13 protein-coding genes are annotated in these 14,975 nt (G+C 72.0%); 10 read left to right on the top strand and 3 right to left on the bottom strand.

The genetic code is table 11. The annotated features are described in order from the left end of the window. The first annotated feature begins 129 nt into the window (after window positions 1-129). The 3 genes from ACQEV1_RS22495 to ACQEV1_RS22505 all read left to right on the top strand — a co-directional run bounded on the left by ACQEV1_RS22495 (window position 130) and on the right by ACQEV1_RS22505 (window position 2,897). Complete coding sequence (locus ACQEV1_RS22495) at window positions 130-303, top strand: hypothetical protein (protein ID WP_433395824.1); 174 nt, start codon at window positions 130-132, stop codon at window positions 301-303. 13 nt (window positions 304-316) lie between these two features. After that, window positions 317-2,140, top strand: a complete 1,824-nt coding sequence (locus ACQEV1_RS22500) for a bifunctional sugar phosphate isomerase/epimerase/4-hydroxyphenylpyruvate dioxygenase family protein (protein ID WP_433395826.1) — start codon at window positions 317-319, stop codon at window positions 2,138-2,140. A gap of 88 nt (window positions 2,141-2,228) precedes the next feature. After that, on the top strand, window positions 2,229-2,897 hold the full coding sequence (locus tag ACQEV1_RS22505) for a TetR/AcrR family transcriptional regulator (protein ID WP_285565664.1): 669 nt from the start codon (window positions 2,229-2,231) through the stop codon (window positions 2,895-2,897). Between the two features lie 11 nt (window positions 2,898-2,908). Here ACQEV1_RS22505 and ACQEV1_RS22510 read toward each other — a convergent pair whose 3' ends face one another. Genes ACQEV1_RS22510 through ACQEV1_RS22520 form a run of 3 tightly spaced genes read right to left on the bottom strand, consistent with a single transcriptional unit; the run spans window position 2,909 to window position 5,689 of the window. Beyond that, the gene (locus tag ACQEV1_RS22510) at window positions 2,909-3,697 is read right to left on the bottom strand and encodes a citryl-CoA lyase (RefSeq protein ID WP_285619543.1); all 789 of its coding nucleotides are present in this window, start codon (window positions 3,695-3,697) and stop codon (window positions 2,909-2,911) included. Then, window positions 3,694-4,878, bottom strand: a complete 1,185-nt coding sequence (locus ACQEV1_RS22515; protein ID WP_285619542.1) for a CaiB/BaiF CoA transferase family protein — start codon at window positions 4,876-4,878, stop codon at window positions 3,694-3,696. Before ACQEV1_RS22515 ends, ACQEV1_RS22510 begins: the two co-directional genes overlap by 4 nt. 31 nt (window positions 4,879-4,909) lie before the next feature. Then, window positions 4,910-5,689, bottom strand: a complete 780-nt coding sequence (locus tag ACQEV1_RS22520; protein ID WP_285565657.1) for an IclR family transcriptional regulator — start codon at window positions 5,687-5,689, stop codon at window positions 4,910-4,912. Window positions 5,690-6,065: 376 nt separating this feature from the next. Between ACQEV1_RS22520 and ACQEV1_RS22525 the strand changes: the two genes are divergently transcribed. The 7 genes from ACQEV1_RS22525 to ACQEV1_RS22555 are packed head-to-tail and all read left to right on the top strand — an operon-like array spanning window position 6,066 to window position 14,961. Next, window positions 6,066-7,541 carry an aldehyde dehydrogenase family protein gene (locus tag ACQEV1_RS22525; protein WP_433395829.1) on the top strand — a complete coding sequence of 492 codons (1,476 nt, stop codon included), beginning with the start codon at window positions 6,066-6,068 and terminating at the stop codon, window positions 7,539-7,541. After that, window positions 7,538-8,524 carry a zinc-dependent alcohol dehydrogenase gene (locus ACQEV1_RS22530; RefSeq protein ID WP_433395831.1) on the top strand — a complete coding sequence of 329 codons (987 nt, stop codon included), beginning with the start codon at window positions 7,538-7,540 and terminating at the stop codon, window positions 8,522-8,524. Before ACQEV1_RS22525 ends, ACQEV1_RS22530 begins: the two co-directional genes overlap by 4 nt. Continuing rightward, a complete protein-coding gene (locus ACQEV1_RS22535) occupies window positions 8,521-10,314 on the top strand; it encodes a thiamine pyrophosphate-binding protein (RefSeq protein ID WP_285619538.1) in 1,794 nt (597 codons plus the stop codon). The genes ACQEV1_RS22530 and ACQEV1_RS22535 overlap by 4 nt, the downstream gene beginning before the upstream one ends. Before the next feature lie 35 nt (window positions 10,315-10,349). Next, window positions 10,350-11,516, top strand: a complete 1,167-nt coding sequence (locus tag ACQEV1_RS22540; protein WP_433395833.1) for an ABC transporter substrate-binding protein — start codon at window positions 10,350-10,352, stop codon at window positions 11,514-11,516. 6 nt (window positions 11,517-11,522) lie between these two features. Beyond that, window positions 11,523-12,392 carry a branched-chain amino acid ABC transporter permease gene (locus ACQEV1_RS22545; RefSeq protein WP_433395835.1) on the top strand — a complete coding sequence of 290 codons (870 nt, stop codon included), beginning with the start codon at window positions 11,523-11,525 and terminating at the stop codon, window positions 12,390-12,392. Continuing rightward, a complete protein-coding gene (locus ACQEV1_RS22550; protein WP_433395837.1) occupies window positions 12,389-14,209 on the top strand; it encodes a branched-chain amino acid ABC transporter ATP-binding protein/permease in 1,821 nt (606 codons plus the stop codon). The genes ACQEV1_RS22545 and ACQEV1_RS22550 overlap by 4 nt, the downstream gene beginning before the upstream one ends. Beyond that, window positions 14,206-14,961, top strand: a complete 756-nt coding sequence (locus tag ACQEV1_RS22555) for an ABC transporter ATP-binding protein (RefSeq protein WP_285619533.1) — start codon at window positions 14,206-14,208, stop codon at window positions 14,959-14,961. Before ACQEV1_RS22550 ends, ACQEV1_RS22555 begins: the two co-directional genes overlap by 4 nt. Window positions 14,962-14,975: the final 14 nt, after the last annotated feature.

Genomic DNA, 14,975 nt, shown 5'->3' on the forward strand with positions numbered 1-14,975 from the left:
AGTCCGACATCGGGACCTCATCACCCGCCGACCTGCTGGCGGACGCGGACGGTCTCGTCAACGCGACGTCGGTCGGCATGGCCGCGCATCCCGGACGGTGCCGCCGCCCTGCTCCGGCCGGATCTGTGGGTGGCCGACGTGGTCTGTCGCCCGCTGGAGACCGCGCTGCTCCGTGAGGCGCGGCGGCTCGGCGGCGGGGAACGGGTCGTCTTCCAGGCCGACGGCGCCTTCCGGCTCTTCACCGGAATCAGGCCCGACGCCGAGCGGATGCTCGTCCACCTGGCCGAACTCATCGGTTCCTGACCCGGAGGAAGGCATGCGCAAATCCATCGCCACTGTGTCGCTCAGCGGCCCGCTGACCGGCAAGCTCCCCGCCGCCGCCGATGCCGGGTTCGACGGCGTGGAGATCTTCGAGGCCGACCTGCTCTCCAGCCCGTCGGCGCCTGAGGAGATACGGGCCAGAGCGGCTGACCTCGGCCTGAGCATCGACCTGTTCCAGCCGTTCCGGGACTTCGAGGCGGTGCCGTCCGACATCCTCGGCCGTAACCTGCGCCGCGCCGAACACAAGTTCGCGGTGATGGAACGCCTCGGAGCCGACCTGCTCCTGGTGTGCTCGAGCGTCTCGCCCGACACGATCGCCGATGACGGGCTCGCCGCTGAACAGCTGCGTCTTCTCGCCGGCCGGGCCGCCGAGCACGGCATCCGCGTCGCCTACGAAGCACTCGCGTGGGGGCGGCACGTCGACGACTACCGGCACGCCTGGCGGATCGTGGAACTGGCCGACCATCCGGCCCTGGGCGTCTGCCTGGACAGCTTCCACATCCTTTCGCGGGGCTCGGACCCGGCCGGCATCGAGGAGATCCCGGCCGAGAAGATCTTCTTCCTCCAGCTCGCCGACGCGCCGTACCTGTCCATGGACGTCCTGCAGTGGAGCCGCCACTACCGCTGTTTCCCCGGGCAGGGCGCCTTCGACGTGGCCGGGCTGGTGGGCCACGTCCTGCGGGCCGGCTACCGGGGACCCCTGTCGCTGGAGGTCTTCAACGACATCTTCCGGCAGGCCGACGCCGGCCGTACCGCTCGCGACGCCATGCGCTCCCTGATCGCATTGGAGGAGTCCGTCTCCGCGCGCCTCGGGCCGGAGGCGACCGGCCTCGTCCCGCCGCCCGCTCCCGTCGTGCCGACCGGCTTCGCGTTCGCGGAGCTGGCCACGCCCGACACCGGGCGGCTGAGCGGGCTCCTGACCGCCCTCGGGTTCGCCCGTACCGGCGGACACCCCACCAAACCGGTTGAGCTATGGGAGCAGGACCAGGCCCGCATCCTGCTGAACACCGGCGACCCGGACAGCGCGACCGGCCCGGCCCTGTCCGCGATCGGTCTGGAGACGCCCGACCCGGCGGGTTCGGTCAAGCGCGCGGAGTCGCTGCTCGCACCGGTCCTGCCGAGGCGCCGCGGTCCTCGCGAGGCGCCCCTGGACGCGATCGCGGCGCCGGACGGCACCGCACTGTTCTTCTGTCGTACGGCGCGGCCGGACCATCCGAGCTGGACCGACGACTTCACCGAGGTGCCGAGCGACCCGGTGCCGTCCGCCGGGATCACCCACATCGACCATGTGGCGCTCACCCAGCCATGGCACTACTTCGACGAGGCGTCGCTGTTCTACCGCAGCGTGCTGGGGCTGCGACCGGACGAGAGCCTGGAGCTCGCCGACCCGTACGGCCTGCTGCGCAGCCGGGCGGTGGCCGGCCCGGACGGCGCCGTACGCGTCGCGCTCAACGTGGCGTATGTCGGGGCGCGACCGGGTGCGCCGCAGATCCCGTGGCAGCACGTCGCACTGGGCAGCCGGGACATCGTGGCCACCGCACGGCGGCTGCGCGCGGTCGGGGACCTGCTGCTGCCCATCCCCGCCAACTACTACGACGACCTCGAAGCCCGCCACGACCTGGGCGCCGAGCGGCACCGGACCCTCCGCGAGCTCGGCCTGCTGTACGACCGCGACGACCACGGGGAGTTTCTCCACCTCTACACGCGGACCACCGGGCACGTCTTCTTCGAGATCGTGCAGCGCGTCGGAGACTACCGAGGGTACGGAGCGGTCAACGCGCCCGTGCGACTGGCCGCCCAGCACACCGGCTCGGACTGAGCCCGGACACTACGGTACGGCGGTTCGCTCGATGAGAGGAGAATCGTGTACCGCCGGTGAAGACCCGATCTCGTCCCCGTGGAGTCACATGTCCTCGCAGCCCGCCACCGCCGCCTCGGAGGAACGCCGCCGCGACGCCGACCGCACCAGGGCCGAGATCCTCGAGGTCGCCCACCGGGAGTTCGCCCGGCAGGGATACGCCGGCGCCCGGGTGGACGAGATCGCCGCCCTGACGCGGACGACCAAGCGGATGATCTACTACTACTTCGGCGGCAAGGAGAACCTGTACATCGCCGTTCTGGAGAAGGCCTACGCCGAGGTCCGCGCCGCGGAGTCGGCCATCGACGTCGAGCACCTCGCGCCGGTGGAGGCGATCCGCACCCTGGCCGAGCTGACCTTCGACCACCACGACGCGCACCAGGACTTCATCAAGCTGGTGAGCATCGAGAACATCCACCGCGCCGAACATCTCCGGCGGTCCCAGACGCTGGTGAACCTCGGCACGCCGGTGACCGACCTGATCTCGCGCATCCTCGACGCCGGCCGGGCCGCCGGCGACTTCGTCGCCGCCGCCGACGCCATCGACGTGCACATGATGATCAGCTCGTTCTGCTTCTTCCGCATCGCCAACCAGCACACCTTCGGCGCGCTCTTCGGACGGGATCTGACCGCGCCGGAACACCGGGAGCGGCACCGGACCATGGTCGGCGAGATGACCGTCGCCTACCTCACCGGAGCGGGCGTACGACCGGAGTGACGGCGACGCCGTCAGGCGATGTGGGCGGGGAGGATCGAGCGGGGGATCGGGCCCTTGTTGCGCCGCCCCTGCTCCATCTCCTCCCACGCGTGCGCGAGGATGCCGATGCTCCGGCTCAGGACGAACAGCCCGCGTGCGAGTGGGGCCGGGAAGCCCAGCTCCGCGTAGACGATGGCGGTGGCGCCGTCGATGTTCATCGGCACCGGTCTGCTGCGCTCGCGGCCCAGGACGGTCTCGACCGCCCGGCCCGCACGTAGATGGTCTCCGGCGACCACACCGTCGGCCACCGCCGCGTCCACCAGGGACAGCAGGGGGCCGCGGCGGGGGTCGACGGGATGGAACCGGTGCCCGTAACCGGGCAGATAGCGCGGGCGTGACGCGATGACCCGTCCGGCGGCGGCCTCGATGTCGAGGCCGCCGGCCTCGGCCGCGAGGACGTCGGTGAGCAACTCGACGCACTGTTCGCCCGCTCCGCCGTGCGAGTCGCCGAGGCTGTTGACGCCGGTGGCCATGGCGTTGTTGAGGCCGACCCCGCAGGTCGCCGCCATGCGCGCGATGGCGATCGAGGGAGCCTGCGGTCCGTGGTCGACGGCGGAGACCAGGGCCGCCTCGAGCAGCGCCGCCTGTGCCGGATCGGGTGTCTCTCCCCGCAACATGAGCCAGATCATGGAGCTGAGGCTCGTGGTCCCGATGAGGTCCTGGACGGGACGTCCCCGCAGTTCGATCACACCGGGCTCCATGTGGGAGACGGCGGTCGCCCACCACCCGGCGACCTCTCCGGTCGGGTCGACATCACTCATGAAGCCTCCGCACCCTTCCACCGCGCCGCGAGTGCGGGCAGTTCGTCGTTGTCCTGGCCGAGGAGGGGCGGCGGCGCGGCAGGACGCAGGGGTTCGCCGTCGTGCAGCACTCCACTGCCGGTGACGCGTACGGTGCGGGCGGACCCGTCGGGAAACGGCAGGTCGGTCAGGAACCCGCGATGGCGCAGCTGCTCCAGCCGGAGGGCCTGCGGCACGGTGGCGATCCGGGCGGCCGGCACACCGGCGGACGTCAGGATCCGTTCCCATTCTTCGGCGGTACGGCGGCGCAGCGCGGTGTTGAGCTCCCGACCCAGCGCGCCGCGGTGGCGTTTGCGTGCCTCCCGGTCGGCGAACCGGGGGTCGGTGGCGAGTTCGGGCCGGTCGACCAGCCGGCAGAGCGTCTCGAACTGCCGTTGCTGGTTGGCCGCGATGTTGAGCGGTCCGTCCGCGGCCGTGAAGGTGCCCGACGGGGCGGCCGTGGCGTTCTGGTCGCCCATCGGTTCGGGTGCGGCGCCGCTCACCAGGTAGTTGGAGACCGTCCACCCCATGGCGGAGATGGCCGCCTCGAGCATGGACACGTCGAGGAACGTCCCCGTGCCGGTCACCGAGCGCCTCGCGAGCGCCGCGGCGACGTGCAGGGCGGCGGCCAGGCCGCCGACCGTGTCACAGACCGGGAAGCCGACCCGCAGCGGCGCCGTCTCCGGTGTCCCGGTGACGCTCATCATCCCGGACAGGCCCTGGATGATCTGGTCGTACGCGGGCGCCTGACTCATCGGGCCCGTCTGCCCGAAGCCGGAGATGGCGCAGTAGACGAGGCGTGGATTGATCTCCTGCAGCCGCGGCCAGCCGAAGCCCAGGCGGCCGAGGGTGCCGGCCCGGAAGTTCTCCAGCAGCACGTCCGCGCCGCGGAGCATCTCGGTGAACCCGTCCCGGTCAGCCGGGTCCTTCAGGTCCAGTTCGACGGACTTCTTGCCGGCGTTCTGGGCGAGGAAGGAGGCGCCCAGCCCGGCGCCGTTGAGCGCCGGGTCCGGGCCGAGACGCCGGGCCAGGTCGCCCTGGCCGGGCAGCTCGACCTTGACGACCTCGGCCCCGAGCAGCATGAGCTGGTAGCTGCAGTACGGCCCGGCGAGCACGTTGGTCAGGTCGAGTACCCGGACTCCGCTGAGCGGGCGTTCGTGCATTCGTGGACTCCTTCGGCGGGCCGCGCGTCGGTCAGATCGTGGGACTGAGCGGATGGTCGAAACCGCGTTCGGACATCTGCCGGGCGGCGTCGCGCAGGTCCTTGGCGAACTGCTCGACCTGCTGGTCGGAGAACCGGACGGTGGGGCCGCTGAGTGACAGCGCGGCGACGACCGTGCCGGACCGCCCCACGACCGGGACGGCGACGGCCGACAGGCCGTCCTCCCGCTCGCCGTGGCTCGCCGCCCACCCGCGATGGGCGGCCTCCTCGATCCACTCGGTGAGCCGCTTGACATGCCCTTCTCCGTACGGGGAACTGCGCGCCACACGCCGCAGGAGGCTTTCCGGAGCGTCGCGGAGCAGCACCTTCGAGGAGGCTCCCGCCCACAGCGGGAGCTCGTCGCCGACGTGCACCACGTGGCGCAGCGGCTGAGGGCTCTCCTGCTGGGCGATGCAGACGCGGTGGATGTCGCGGAGCATGTAGAGGTTGACGGTCTCCCGCCGGCGCGCGCCGAGGTCGCGCATGAGCTTCTGCGTCTCGGGTGGCAGCTCCCAGCTGCTGCGCGCCAGGTGCGCCCACCGCCAGAGTCCTGGCCCGGCGAGGTAGCCGCTGGGCGCGGCCCACAACAGGCCGTTCTGCTCCAGTGTGTGGACCAGGCGGATCACTGTGGTCTTGGCCAGGCCCGTCGCCTCGACGATGTCCCGGATCGACACCGAGGGCCGCTCCTCGCTCAGCAGCGACAGGATGTCCAGGGCCCGCTGGACGCTGCGGACGCCGGGAGCCTCGGCCGATGATCCGTTCTCTGTGCTCACTGCTCTTCATCCCCGATCGTGACTGCGGACGGTCCGTGTCCGATGGTGCCTTCCACGCCGGCGGCCGTCCGCAGAACCCGTCCGGACTGAGGACGGTTCGTACGGTACACCCCGTCCATGAAGCGGTCTAGCGAGACCGCCTGACGGTCCCCGGCGAGGCGGGGATTGGGTCTTCCCTCGGTTCGGCGCTTCCCCTATAACTAACTCACTGGTTCGAACATTGGGTCCCGTCCTTCGATCGCGGCCCTGACCGATGGTCGCGCGGTCCGCGATTTTCGGGGCGGTGACTGTTGCCAGAACCGGCCGGAGCGGCCTACCGTGGCCCGGCAGTCCGTGCAGTGGTTCGATAAGTCCGCTCAGTGGTCCAGGAGGATCAATGCTGCAGACGCTCCTGAAGGTCGGAGACGATCTCGTGCAGGCCGCCGCGCTGGTGGCCGGGGAGTGGGGCGGTGAGGGGCCGCAGACCGTACGGGCCGGACCGTACCTGCGCCGTCCGGTCAGCCGGGCGCCCGTGGCGCGCCCGGCCGACGTCGCCGCCGTCCGCGACTACGCGCGGGACGCCGCCCGCCGGGTCGCCCGGCTGTCCCCGGCCGCCCGCGCCGACATCCTCGAACACGCCTCGGCCGGCGCCGTGCGAAACCGCGACGCTCTCGCCCGGCTCCTCGCGCTCGAGCTGGGCAAGCCCGTCAGGGACGGGCGCGGCGAGATCGATCGGGTGGCCGACACCTTCGCGGTCTGCGCCGCCGAGGCACGGCGGATCGGCGGGGAGAACCTGCCGGTCGCGGGCTGGGGGAGAGGGGTCGGCACCACCGCCTTCACGTACCGCGCGCCGGTGGGCGTCGCACTGGCGATCACCCCCTTCAACGCCCCGGCCAACCTCCTGGCCCACAAGCTCGGCGCCTCGTTCGCCGCGGGCAACACCACGATCGTCAAGGCGCCGCCCCAGGCGCCCGCGACCTCGACGGCGATCGTGGCGCTGCTGCTCGAGGCCGGCATGCCGTACGAGGCCGTCCAGCTGCTGCACGGCGGAGGCGAGGTGGGAGCCGCGCTGTGCGCCGCCGAGGAGGTCGGCGTCATCAGCTTCACCGGCAGCGCGGAGACCGGCGACGCCGTCGCCCGGGCCGCGGGGGCCAAGCGGCTGGTGCTGGAGCTGGGCGGAAACGCGGCCACGATCGTGTGCGAGGACGCGGACATCGCCAAGGCCGCGCGCGTCTGCGCGCGCACCGGCTACACCAACTCCGGGCAGAGCTGCATCTCCGTGCAGCGTGTCTACGTGCAGCGGACCCGGATCGCCGAGTTCCTCGAGCACTTCACCGCGGCGGTGGGCGCGCTCAGGGTCGGCGACCCGCTCGACGACGGCACCGACGTCGGTTCGATGGTCGACGACGAGGCCGCGGAACGCGTCGTGCGCTGGAGCGCAGAGGCCGCCGCCGGGGGCGGCCGGATCCTGCTCGGCGGAACACGGGAGGGTGCGACCGCCGCGCCGACCATCGTGGCGGAGCCGCCACCGGACGCCTCCGTCATCACCCGCGAGGTCTTCGGGGCGCTGGTCGCGGTGCAGCCCTACGACACGCTTCCCGAGGTGATCGACCGCTGCAACGCGAGCCGGTTCGGGCTGCAGGCCGGGCTGTTCACCCGCGACATCGATCGGATCGTCACGGCCTGGCGGGACCTGGAGGTCGGCGGGCTCGTGGTCAACGGATCCTCCAACTTCCGCCTGGACCACGTGCCGTTCGGCGGCGTCAAGGACTCCGGCTTCGGGCGCGAGTCGCCCCGCTGGATGATCGAGGACTACACGACCGTCAAGACCCTGCTGCTGCGCGGCACCTCCCTCTGGGGTGACCACGCGTGAGGGCCGTCACCCTCGTCTCCCCGGGCGCCGTCGCCGTCATGGACGACTGGCCGGAGCCGGTCTGCGGGCCCGGTGAGGTCGTCGTCGCCGTCCACGGCGTCGGGCTGTGCGGGTCCGACCTGGCCGTGGTCGCGGGCCACCGTCCGGTGCCCGCTCTGCCCTGGGTGCTCGGCCATGAGGCGTTCGGCGTGATCCTGTCCACCGGCCGGGAGGTCACCGACCGGCGTCCGGGCCAGCGCGTGGTGGTGGAGCCGAACTACCCCTGTCTGGCCTGCGGACCCTGCCGCGCCGGCGTCACGTCGGGCTGCCGGGCGCGTCGCGCGGCCGGCATCTCCGAGCACGGCCTGCTGGCCGAGCGCGTCGCGGTCCCCGCGCGGTTCACCTGGCCCGTGCCCGACTCGTGGGACGCCGCCGATGTCGTCTGCGTCGAACCGCTCACCGTCGCGGTCGGCGCGGTCCGGGCCGGCGGCCTGCGCGCCGGCGATCCGTGCCTCGTCGTCGGGGCCGGGGCGCAGGGACTTCTCGTGTGCCTGGCGGTCCGGCAGGCCGGCGGGGTGCCGTACGTCGTCGAACCGCACGAAGGCCGCCGGGCGCTCGCGTCCGAGGTCGGCGCCGGGATCGCCGCCGAGGGCACGAGGTTCCCGGTCGCGATCGAGACCTCCGGCGTCCCCGAGGCGTTCGAGGCCACGGTGGACCGCGTCGCCGACGGCGGCCGCCTCATCGTCGTCGGGCAGAGCAGCCGGCCCGCACGGCTGTCCACGTTCACGCTGGTGCAGCGGCGGCTCACCCTGCGGGGCCGCCTCATCTACGACCACCCCGGCGACTTCGCCCACACGATCGCGCTGCTGCGCGACCACGACCTGCGGCCGGGGCGCGTCCTGCGCGCCCGGTTCGAGCTCGCCGACGCTCCGGCCGCCTTCGCCCAGGCAGCCGATGTGCCCGGCAAGTCCTGGATCAGCCTGCCCCGTACGGAGGCCTCATGACTGTGGAGACCCGGTCCGCTATGAGCGACCCCGCCGGTGACCCCCCGAGCGTTCCGGCGGCGCAGGCCCTCGTCGGCCAGCTGGAGTCGTACGGCGTGGAGTACGTCTTCGGCACCTGCGGGCACACCAACATCGCGTTGCTCGACGCGCTGAGCCGCAGCTCGATCGGCTTCGTCATCGCCCGGCACGAGCAGGCCGCCGCGCACGCGGCGGACGGCTACGCCCGCGCCTCCGGGCGACCGGGGGTCCTCCTCACGCACGTCGGGCCGGGGATGATGAACGCCGTCACCGGGGTCGCGACCGCCGCGCTCGACTCGGTGCCCCTGGTGGCGATCTCCGGCGACGTGCCGTCGTACTACCACGGCCGGCATCCGCACCAGGAGGTCAACCTCCACGCCGACGCCGACCAGACCGCGATCTTCCGGCCCTTCGTCAAGCGCGCCTGGCACGTCCACCGCGCGCAGGACCTGGGCCGGTTCGCCGAGCGTGCGTTCTGGACCGCGACGTCGGGCCGTCCCGGGGCGGTGTTGCTCAACGTCCCGATGGACCTGTTCTCCCGCCCGGTACGGCCGACGGCCCGTCCGCTGCCGGTCACGGCCCCGGCGCCCGCCCTGCCCGAGGAGGACGCCCGGCGGATCGCCGGCCTGCTGGCGGAGGCCGAACGGCCCCTGATCTACCTCGGCGGCGGCCTGCGGCGAGGCGAGGGCCGGGCCGCCCTGCTGTCGATCGCCGAGCGGTTGGACATCCCGATCGCACACTCGCTCATGGGCAAGGGCGCGATCCCCGACGACCACCCGCTCCTGCTCGGCATGCCCGGGTTCTGGGGACTGGAGCTCACCAACGCCCGCACTCGTGAGGCCGACGTCGTGCTGGCGCTGGCCACCCGGTTCGCCGAGACCGACGCCAGCTCCTGGGAACCGGAGTACAACTGGAACTTCCCCGCCTCCCGGCTGATCCAGATCGACGTCGACCCCGCCGAGATCGGCCGCAACTACCCCGTGGAGATCGGCGCGGTCGCCGACGTGACGCTCGCGGTGCGGGCGATCGACGCCGCGCTGCGGGAACTCCGGCCCGAGCCGGTCGCCCGGCCGGCCCTGCGCGAGCGGATCCGCGCCGCCCGCGGCGAGCTGTTCGCGGGCAGCCGCGAGCGCGGCCGCAGCGACGCCTTCCCGCTGCGTCCCGAACGCATCCTGAACGACCTGCGCGAGGCGCTTCCCGCCGACGCCGTGCTGGTCACCGACGTGGGATGGAACAAGAACGGCGTCGCCCAGTGCTACCCGCTGCCGCCCGAGGGGTGTTTCGTCACGCCCGGCGGCGCGTCCACGATGGGCTTCGGGCCCGCTGCCGCCGTGGGCGTGCAGATCGCCGAGCCCGGCCGCGTCGTGGTGGCCCTCGTCGGCGACGGCGGCATGAGCGCCCAGCTGCCGGCAGTGCCGATGGCGGTCGAGCAGGGGCTCCCGGTCATCTTCGTGGTGATGAACAACCGCGCCCACGGGACCATCGCGGACCTGCAGGCGACGAGCTTCGGCGGCACCTACGGATGCGAGTTCCGCGATCCGGACGGCCGGGCCTACAGCCCGGACTTCGCCGCGTACGCCCGCGCCTGTGGGGCGGACGGCCACGCGGTGGCCTCGCCCGGCGAGCTCCTGCCGGCGCTGCGCTCGGCGGTGAGCCGGCGGCGCCCCGCCGTGCTCGACGTGCCCATGGTCAACGAGCCGGTGCCCACTCCCGGGCACTGGAACATCAAGGACATCTACCAGGGCGTCTTCCCCGACGACGACGCGTCCTGATCCTCCAACCGCCCCCCACCACAGAGGTGACCTCCATGTCCCATCGTGTCGGCCCGACCAGGATCGGTTCTCGCGCGTTCGCCGCGGTGGCCATGGCCGCCGTCCTCGCCGGAGGTTGTGCGGCTCCCGGCGAGTCCAAGGGCTCCGGCTCCAGCGGATCCGGCCCCATCAAGATCGCAGTCATCGACGCCCAGAGCGGGCAGCTGAGCTCGCTCGGCAAGTGGGAGTACAAGGGCGCCAAGCTCGCCGTCGACGAGTGGAACAAGGCCGGTGGCGTGAACGGCCGGAAGATCCGGCTCGACGTCTTCGACGACCAGGGCGACCCCACCGTGGGCACCACTCTGGCCCGCAAGATCGACAGCCAGAAGTACATCGCGATGCTCGGCACGGCCGAGAGCGCCGTCACGATCGCGATGGCCCCCACGCTCCGCCAGGCCGAGATCCCCAACATCGCCTCGGGTCAGTCGCCGGGGATGGTGGCGCTGAAGAGCCCCTTCCTGTTCCTCAACGGGCCGACCAGCACGACGTACGACGACACGCTCGCCAAGTACCTCATCGACGGCAAGAAGCTGAAGAAGATCGCGATGATCAGCAACAACGGCGCCTACGGCAAGGGTGAGCACGACGCGTTCCTCAAGGCCCTGTCCGGCCGGGGGATCACCCCGGTGGCCGACCAGGTCGTCACGACCGACCAGAAGGACTTCAGCGCGCAGCTCACCAAGATCCGCCAGAAGCAGCCCCAGGCGGTCTTCATCGGCTCGGAGGAGGTGGAGTCCGGACTGATCGTCAAGCAGGCCCGGGACCTGGGGATCACCGCGCCCTTCGCGGGAGCGGCGCCGCAGGGCACGCCGGTGTTCCGCGACACCGCGGGCGTCGCCAACGTCGAGGGCACCATCGTCAGCTCGCCGTACCTCAGCAACGACACGAGCGACGCAACGAAGAAGTTCGCCGCCGCCTACAAGGCGGCCTACGGCGAGGAGGCCGAGTTGCACGGCGCGAAGGCCTACGACGGCGCGCAGATCCTGCTGACCGCGCTGAAGAACTCGGGCGTCGCGACCGGCAGGAAGCTCGCCGACGCGATCCGCGCGGTGAGGTATCAGGGCCTGATGGGCGACTTCGCCTTCGACCAGACCGGGGTGGGCATCTCCGCCACCTCCATCGGGGTCATCAAGAAGGGGAACCTGGTCAAGGCCGAGGGCTGACGAACCATGCAGGTCTTCCTTCAGACGCTGATCGGCGGGCTCAGCCTCGGCGCCGTCTACGCGCTGGTCGCCATGGGCTTCTCCCTGGTCTACCGGACCATGGGGCTGGTCAACTTCGCGCACGCCGACGTCCTGATGATCGGGGCGTACACCGCGTCGACGTTCTACACCTCCACCCGGCTGCCCTTCGCCGTCGCCATGGTGTCGGCGATCGCCGTCACCGGCCTCATCGGGCTCGTCATCGAGCGGGTGCTGCGTCCGCTGGAGAACAAGGACGTCACCCTAATGCTGATCGGCACGATCGGGTTCGGCATGGTCCTGCAGGCGGTCGCCATCCTCATCTGGGGCGCGACCGGGCGGGCCGTCCCCTCGCCGGTCAAGGCGGCGCCGCTCCAGGTCCTCGGGCTGCGGATCCGGACCTACGACCTGGTCGTCGTGGCCGTCGCCGCGGTCGCCGTCGTCCTGCTCGTGGCCTTCCTGCAGCGCACCAAGCGCGGCGCCGCGATGCAGGCGGTCGCGATGGACCACGAGGCGGCCACCGCGGTCGGCATCCACGTCGGGCGCAGCAACGCGATCGCGTTCGCGATCGGCGCCGGGCTGGCGGCCCTCGCCGGCGGCCTGATCGGCCCGATGCTGTACGTGAGCCCGACGATGGGCGGCACGCTCGGCATCAAGGGGTTCGCCGCGGCCATGCTCGGCGGCTGCGGCAACATCCCCGGCGCCGTCGTCGGCGGCCTGGCCATCGGCGTCCTGGACTCCTACGCCGCCGGGCACTTCCAGGGGTACTCCGAGCTGGTGGTGTTCCTCGTCTTCACCGCGATCATCATGATCCGCCCGACCGGCCTGTTCGGCGAGACGACGGTGAGCCGCGCATGAGCCTCTCACCCCGACGTTTCATCCGCCCGGCGGGCCTGGTGGCGCTGGTGGTGGTGGCCTGGGCCCTGCCGTACGGGCTGGGCGGCTATGCCATTCACGTCGTCGACATCGCGCTCGTGTTCGCGCTGCTGGCGATCGGGATGGGCCTGGCCATGGGCATCGCCGGCCAGATCAACCTGGCGCAGATCGCCTTCTTCGGCGTGGCCGCGTACGCGACGGCGATCCTCACCACGCGAAGCGGCCTGGGCTTCTGGACGGCCGCGGTGCTGGCCGTGCTCGCGACCGGGCTGATCGGCCTGCTCGTGGCGATTCCGGCGCTGCGCATGCAGTCGCACTACCTGGGCATCGTCACGCTCGGCCTGGCCCTCGGCTTCATCAACTGGACCACGAACGCCGAGCTGGCCGGCGGCGCGGACGGCATCTCCGCGATCCCGGTGCCGCCGCTGTTCGGCGTCGACCTGTCGAGTGAGTACCTCTACTACTACCTGGAAGTGGTGGTGTTCGCGGTCGCTCTGGCGTTCGGCCTGTTCGTGGTCCGTACGTCGCTCGGCCGCCGGATGCGGGCGATGCGCGACGACCCCCTGGCCGCGGGAGCGGTCGGGGCGCAGATCCCGCTGCTGCGGATGACCGCGTTCCTGCTCGCCAGCGTGTACGGGGGAGTGGCGGGCGTGCTGTACGCGGGTCTGGTCCGTTTCGTCGCGCCCGACACGTTCAACATCGCCAACATGTTCCTGCTGCTGGCGATGGTCGTCATCGGCGGGCGGCAGAGCCTGGTCGGCTGTGTCATCGGCGCCGCCGGCCTGTCGCTGGTCCGCGAGCAGCTCGTGGACCACGCCACCTACGCCCAGCTGGGCTTCGGCGTCGTCGTGGTCGGCATGGTCGTCTTCGCGCCCACCGGCCTGGCCGGAATCCCGGCGCGGCTGCGCGGCGTGCTGGAGCGGCGGCGGGGCTCGGCCGTACGCGCGACGCTGCGACCCTTCCAGCCGTACGAGCCGGCCGGAGAGACGGAGAGGGACGACGGGCCGCCGATCCTGGAGGTCCGCGAGGTCGGCAAGCGGTTCCGGGGGCTGAAGGCCCTGGACGGCGTGTCGCTGACCGTGCGTCACGGCGAGATCCGGGGCATCGTCGGGCCCAACGGCTCGGGCAAGACGACGCTGTTCAACGTGGTCAGCGGGTTCTACCGCGCGTCGGCCGGGCAGATCGCCCTGGCCGGGCGGCCCGTGTCCGGCGCCCGCCCGTACCGGCTGTCCCTGCTCGGCCTGGCCCGCACCTTCCAGAACCTGCGGCTGTTCGACGACCTGACGGTCAAGGACAACGTGCTGGTCGCCCTGGACCGGACGCCGACGCGGGCGATCTGGCGGTACGTCCTGTGGCCGGTGGCCATCTGGCGGCGGGAACGCCGGCTCGACCACGGGGCCGACGAGCTGCTCGCCCGCTTCGGGCTGACCGAGTTCGCCGCGACGCGGCCGAGCTCCCTGCCGTACGGGATCCAGCGCCGGATCGAGATCGCACGCGCCATGGCGGGATCGCCGCGGCTCCTGCTGCTGGACGAGCCGGCCGCCGGCCTCAACGGTGAGGAGGTGCGGCAGCTCGCCGAGATCGTCCGCTCCATCCGCGACAGCGGCGTCACCGTCGTGCTCATCGAGCACAACATGGGCCTGGTCATGTCGCTGTGCGAACGCGTGACCGTGCTGGCGGGCGGCTCGGTCATCGCCGAAGGCACCCCGGCCGAGGTGGTCGGCCACCCCAAGGTGATCGAGGCCTACCTCGGCGACTCGGCAATGGCCGACCTGCCGCTGCCGGAGGTGACCCAGTGAACGAGCCCAGGACCGTACCGGCCGAGAAGGAGACCCCGCCGGGCGACACGCTCACCGTGGAGGGGCTGTCGGTGCACTACGGCGGCGTCCGCGCGGTCCGGTCGGTCGACTTCACCGTGGCCCCCGGCCAGGCGGTCGGCATCATCGGCGCCAACGGAGCGGGGAAGACCTCGACCCTGAAGGCGCTGATGGGCCTGGTGCCGCGCAGCGGGCGGATCCGGTTCGGCGACACCGACATGACGGCGGTGCGGGCGCGAGACGTCGTCCGCCACGGCATCGGGTACGTCCCCGAGGGCCGGCACGTCTTTCCCGGCCTGACGGTCGAGCGGAACCTGCTGCTCGGGGCGTACACCCGTCCGTGGCGATCCGGGCGGACCCGGCGAGCCCTGGGCGAGGCGTACGAGCTGTTCCCGGTGCTGGGGGAGATGCGCGGCCGGCTGGCCGGCGCGCTGTCGGGAGGCCAGCAGCAGATGCTGGCGGTGGGCCGAGCGCTCATGGCCGAGCCGAGGCTGCTGCTTCTCGACGAGCCGTCGATGGGCCTGTCGCCCAAGCTCGTCGAGGACATCCTGGCGGTGCTGCGCCGGCTGCGGGAGGAGGGCCTGAGCCTGCTGCTGGTGGAGCAGAACGCCAAGCTCACCTTCGAGGCGACCAGTGACTGCCTGGTCATGGAGAACGGCGAGGTCGTCATGACCGGCACCTCCGCCGAGCTGCGCGACGACGTCCGCGTCCGCCGGATCTACCTGGGGCTCTGAACGTCGGTGGCGGC

Source organism: Actinoallomurus sp. CA-142502 (assembly GCF_050936355.1).
Classification (GTDB): Bacteria; Actinomycetota; Actinomycetes; order Streptosporangiales; family Streptosporangiaceae; genus Actinoallomurus; species Actinoallomurus iriomotensis.

Bases quoted from the DNA above. Each gene is read 5' to 3' on its own strand.
- ACQEV1_RS22545 (WP_433395835.1), top strand. From the start codon at position 11,523: ATGCAGGTCTTCCTTCAGACGCTGATCGGCGGGCTCAGCCTCGGCGCC.
- ACQEV1_RS22505 (WP_285565664.1), top strand. From the start codon at position 2,229: ATGTCCTCGCAGCCCGCCACCGCCGCCTCGGAGGAACGCCGCCGCGAC.
- ACQEV1_RS22540 (WP_433395833.1), top strand. From the start codon at position 10,350: ATGTCCCATCGTGTCGGCCCGACCAGGATCGGTTCTCGCGCGTTCGCC.
- ACQEV1_RS22510 (WP_285619543.1), bottom strand. From the start codon at position 3,697: ATGAGTGATGTCGACCCGACCGGAGAGGTCGCCGGGTGGTGGGCGACC.
- ACQEV1_RS22550 (WP_433395837.1), top strand. From the start codon at position 12,389: ATGAGCCTCTCACCCCGACGTTTCATCCGCCCGGCGGGCCTGGTGGCG.
- ACQEV1_RS22535 (WP_285619538.1), top strand. From the start codon at position 8,521: ATGACTGTGGAGACCCGGTCCGCTATGAGCGACCCCGCCGGTGACCCC.
- ACQEV1_RS22525 (WP_433395829.1), top strand. From the start codon at position 6,066: ATGCTGCAGACGCTCCTGAAGGTCGGAGACGATCTCGTGCAGGCCGCC.
- ACQEV1_RS22500 (WP_433395826.1), top strand. From the start codon at position 317: ATGCGCAAATCCATCGCCACTGTGTCGCTCAGCGGCCCGCTGACCGGC.
- ACQEV1_RS22515 (WP_285619542.1), bottom strand. From the start codon at position 4,878: ATGCACGAACGCCCGCTCAGCGGAGTCCGGGTACTCGACCTGACCAAC.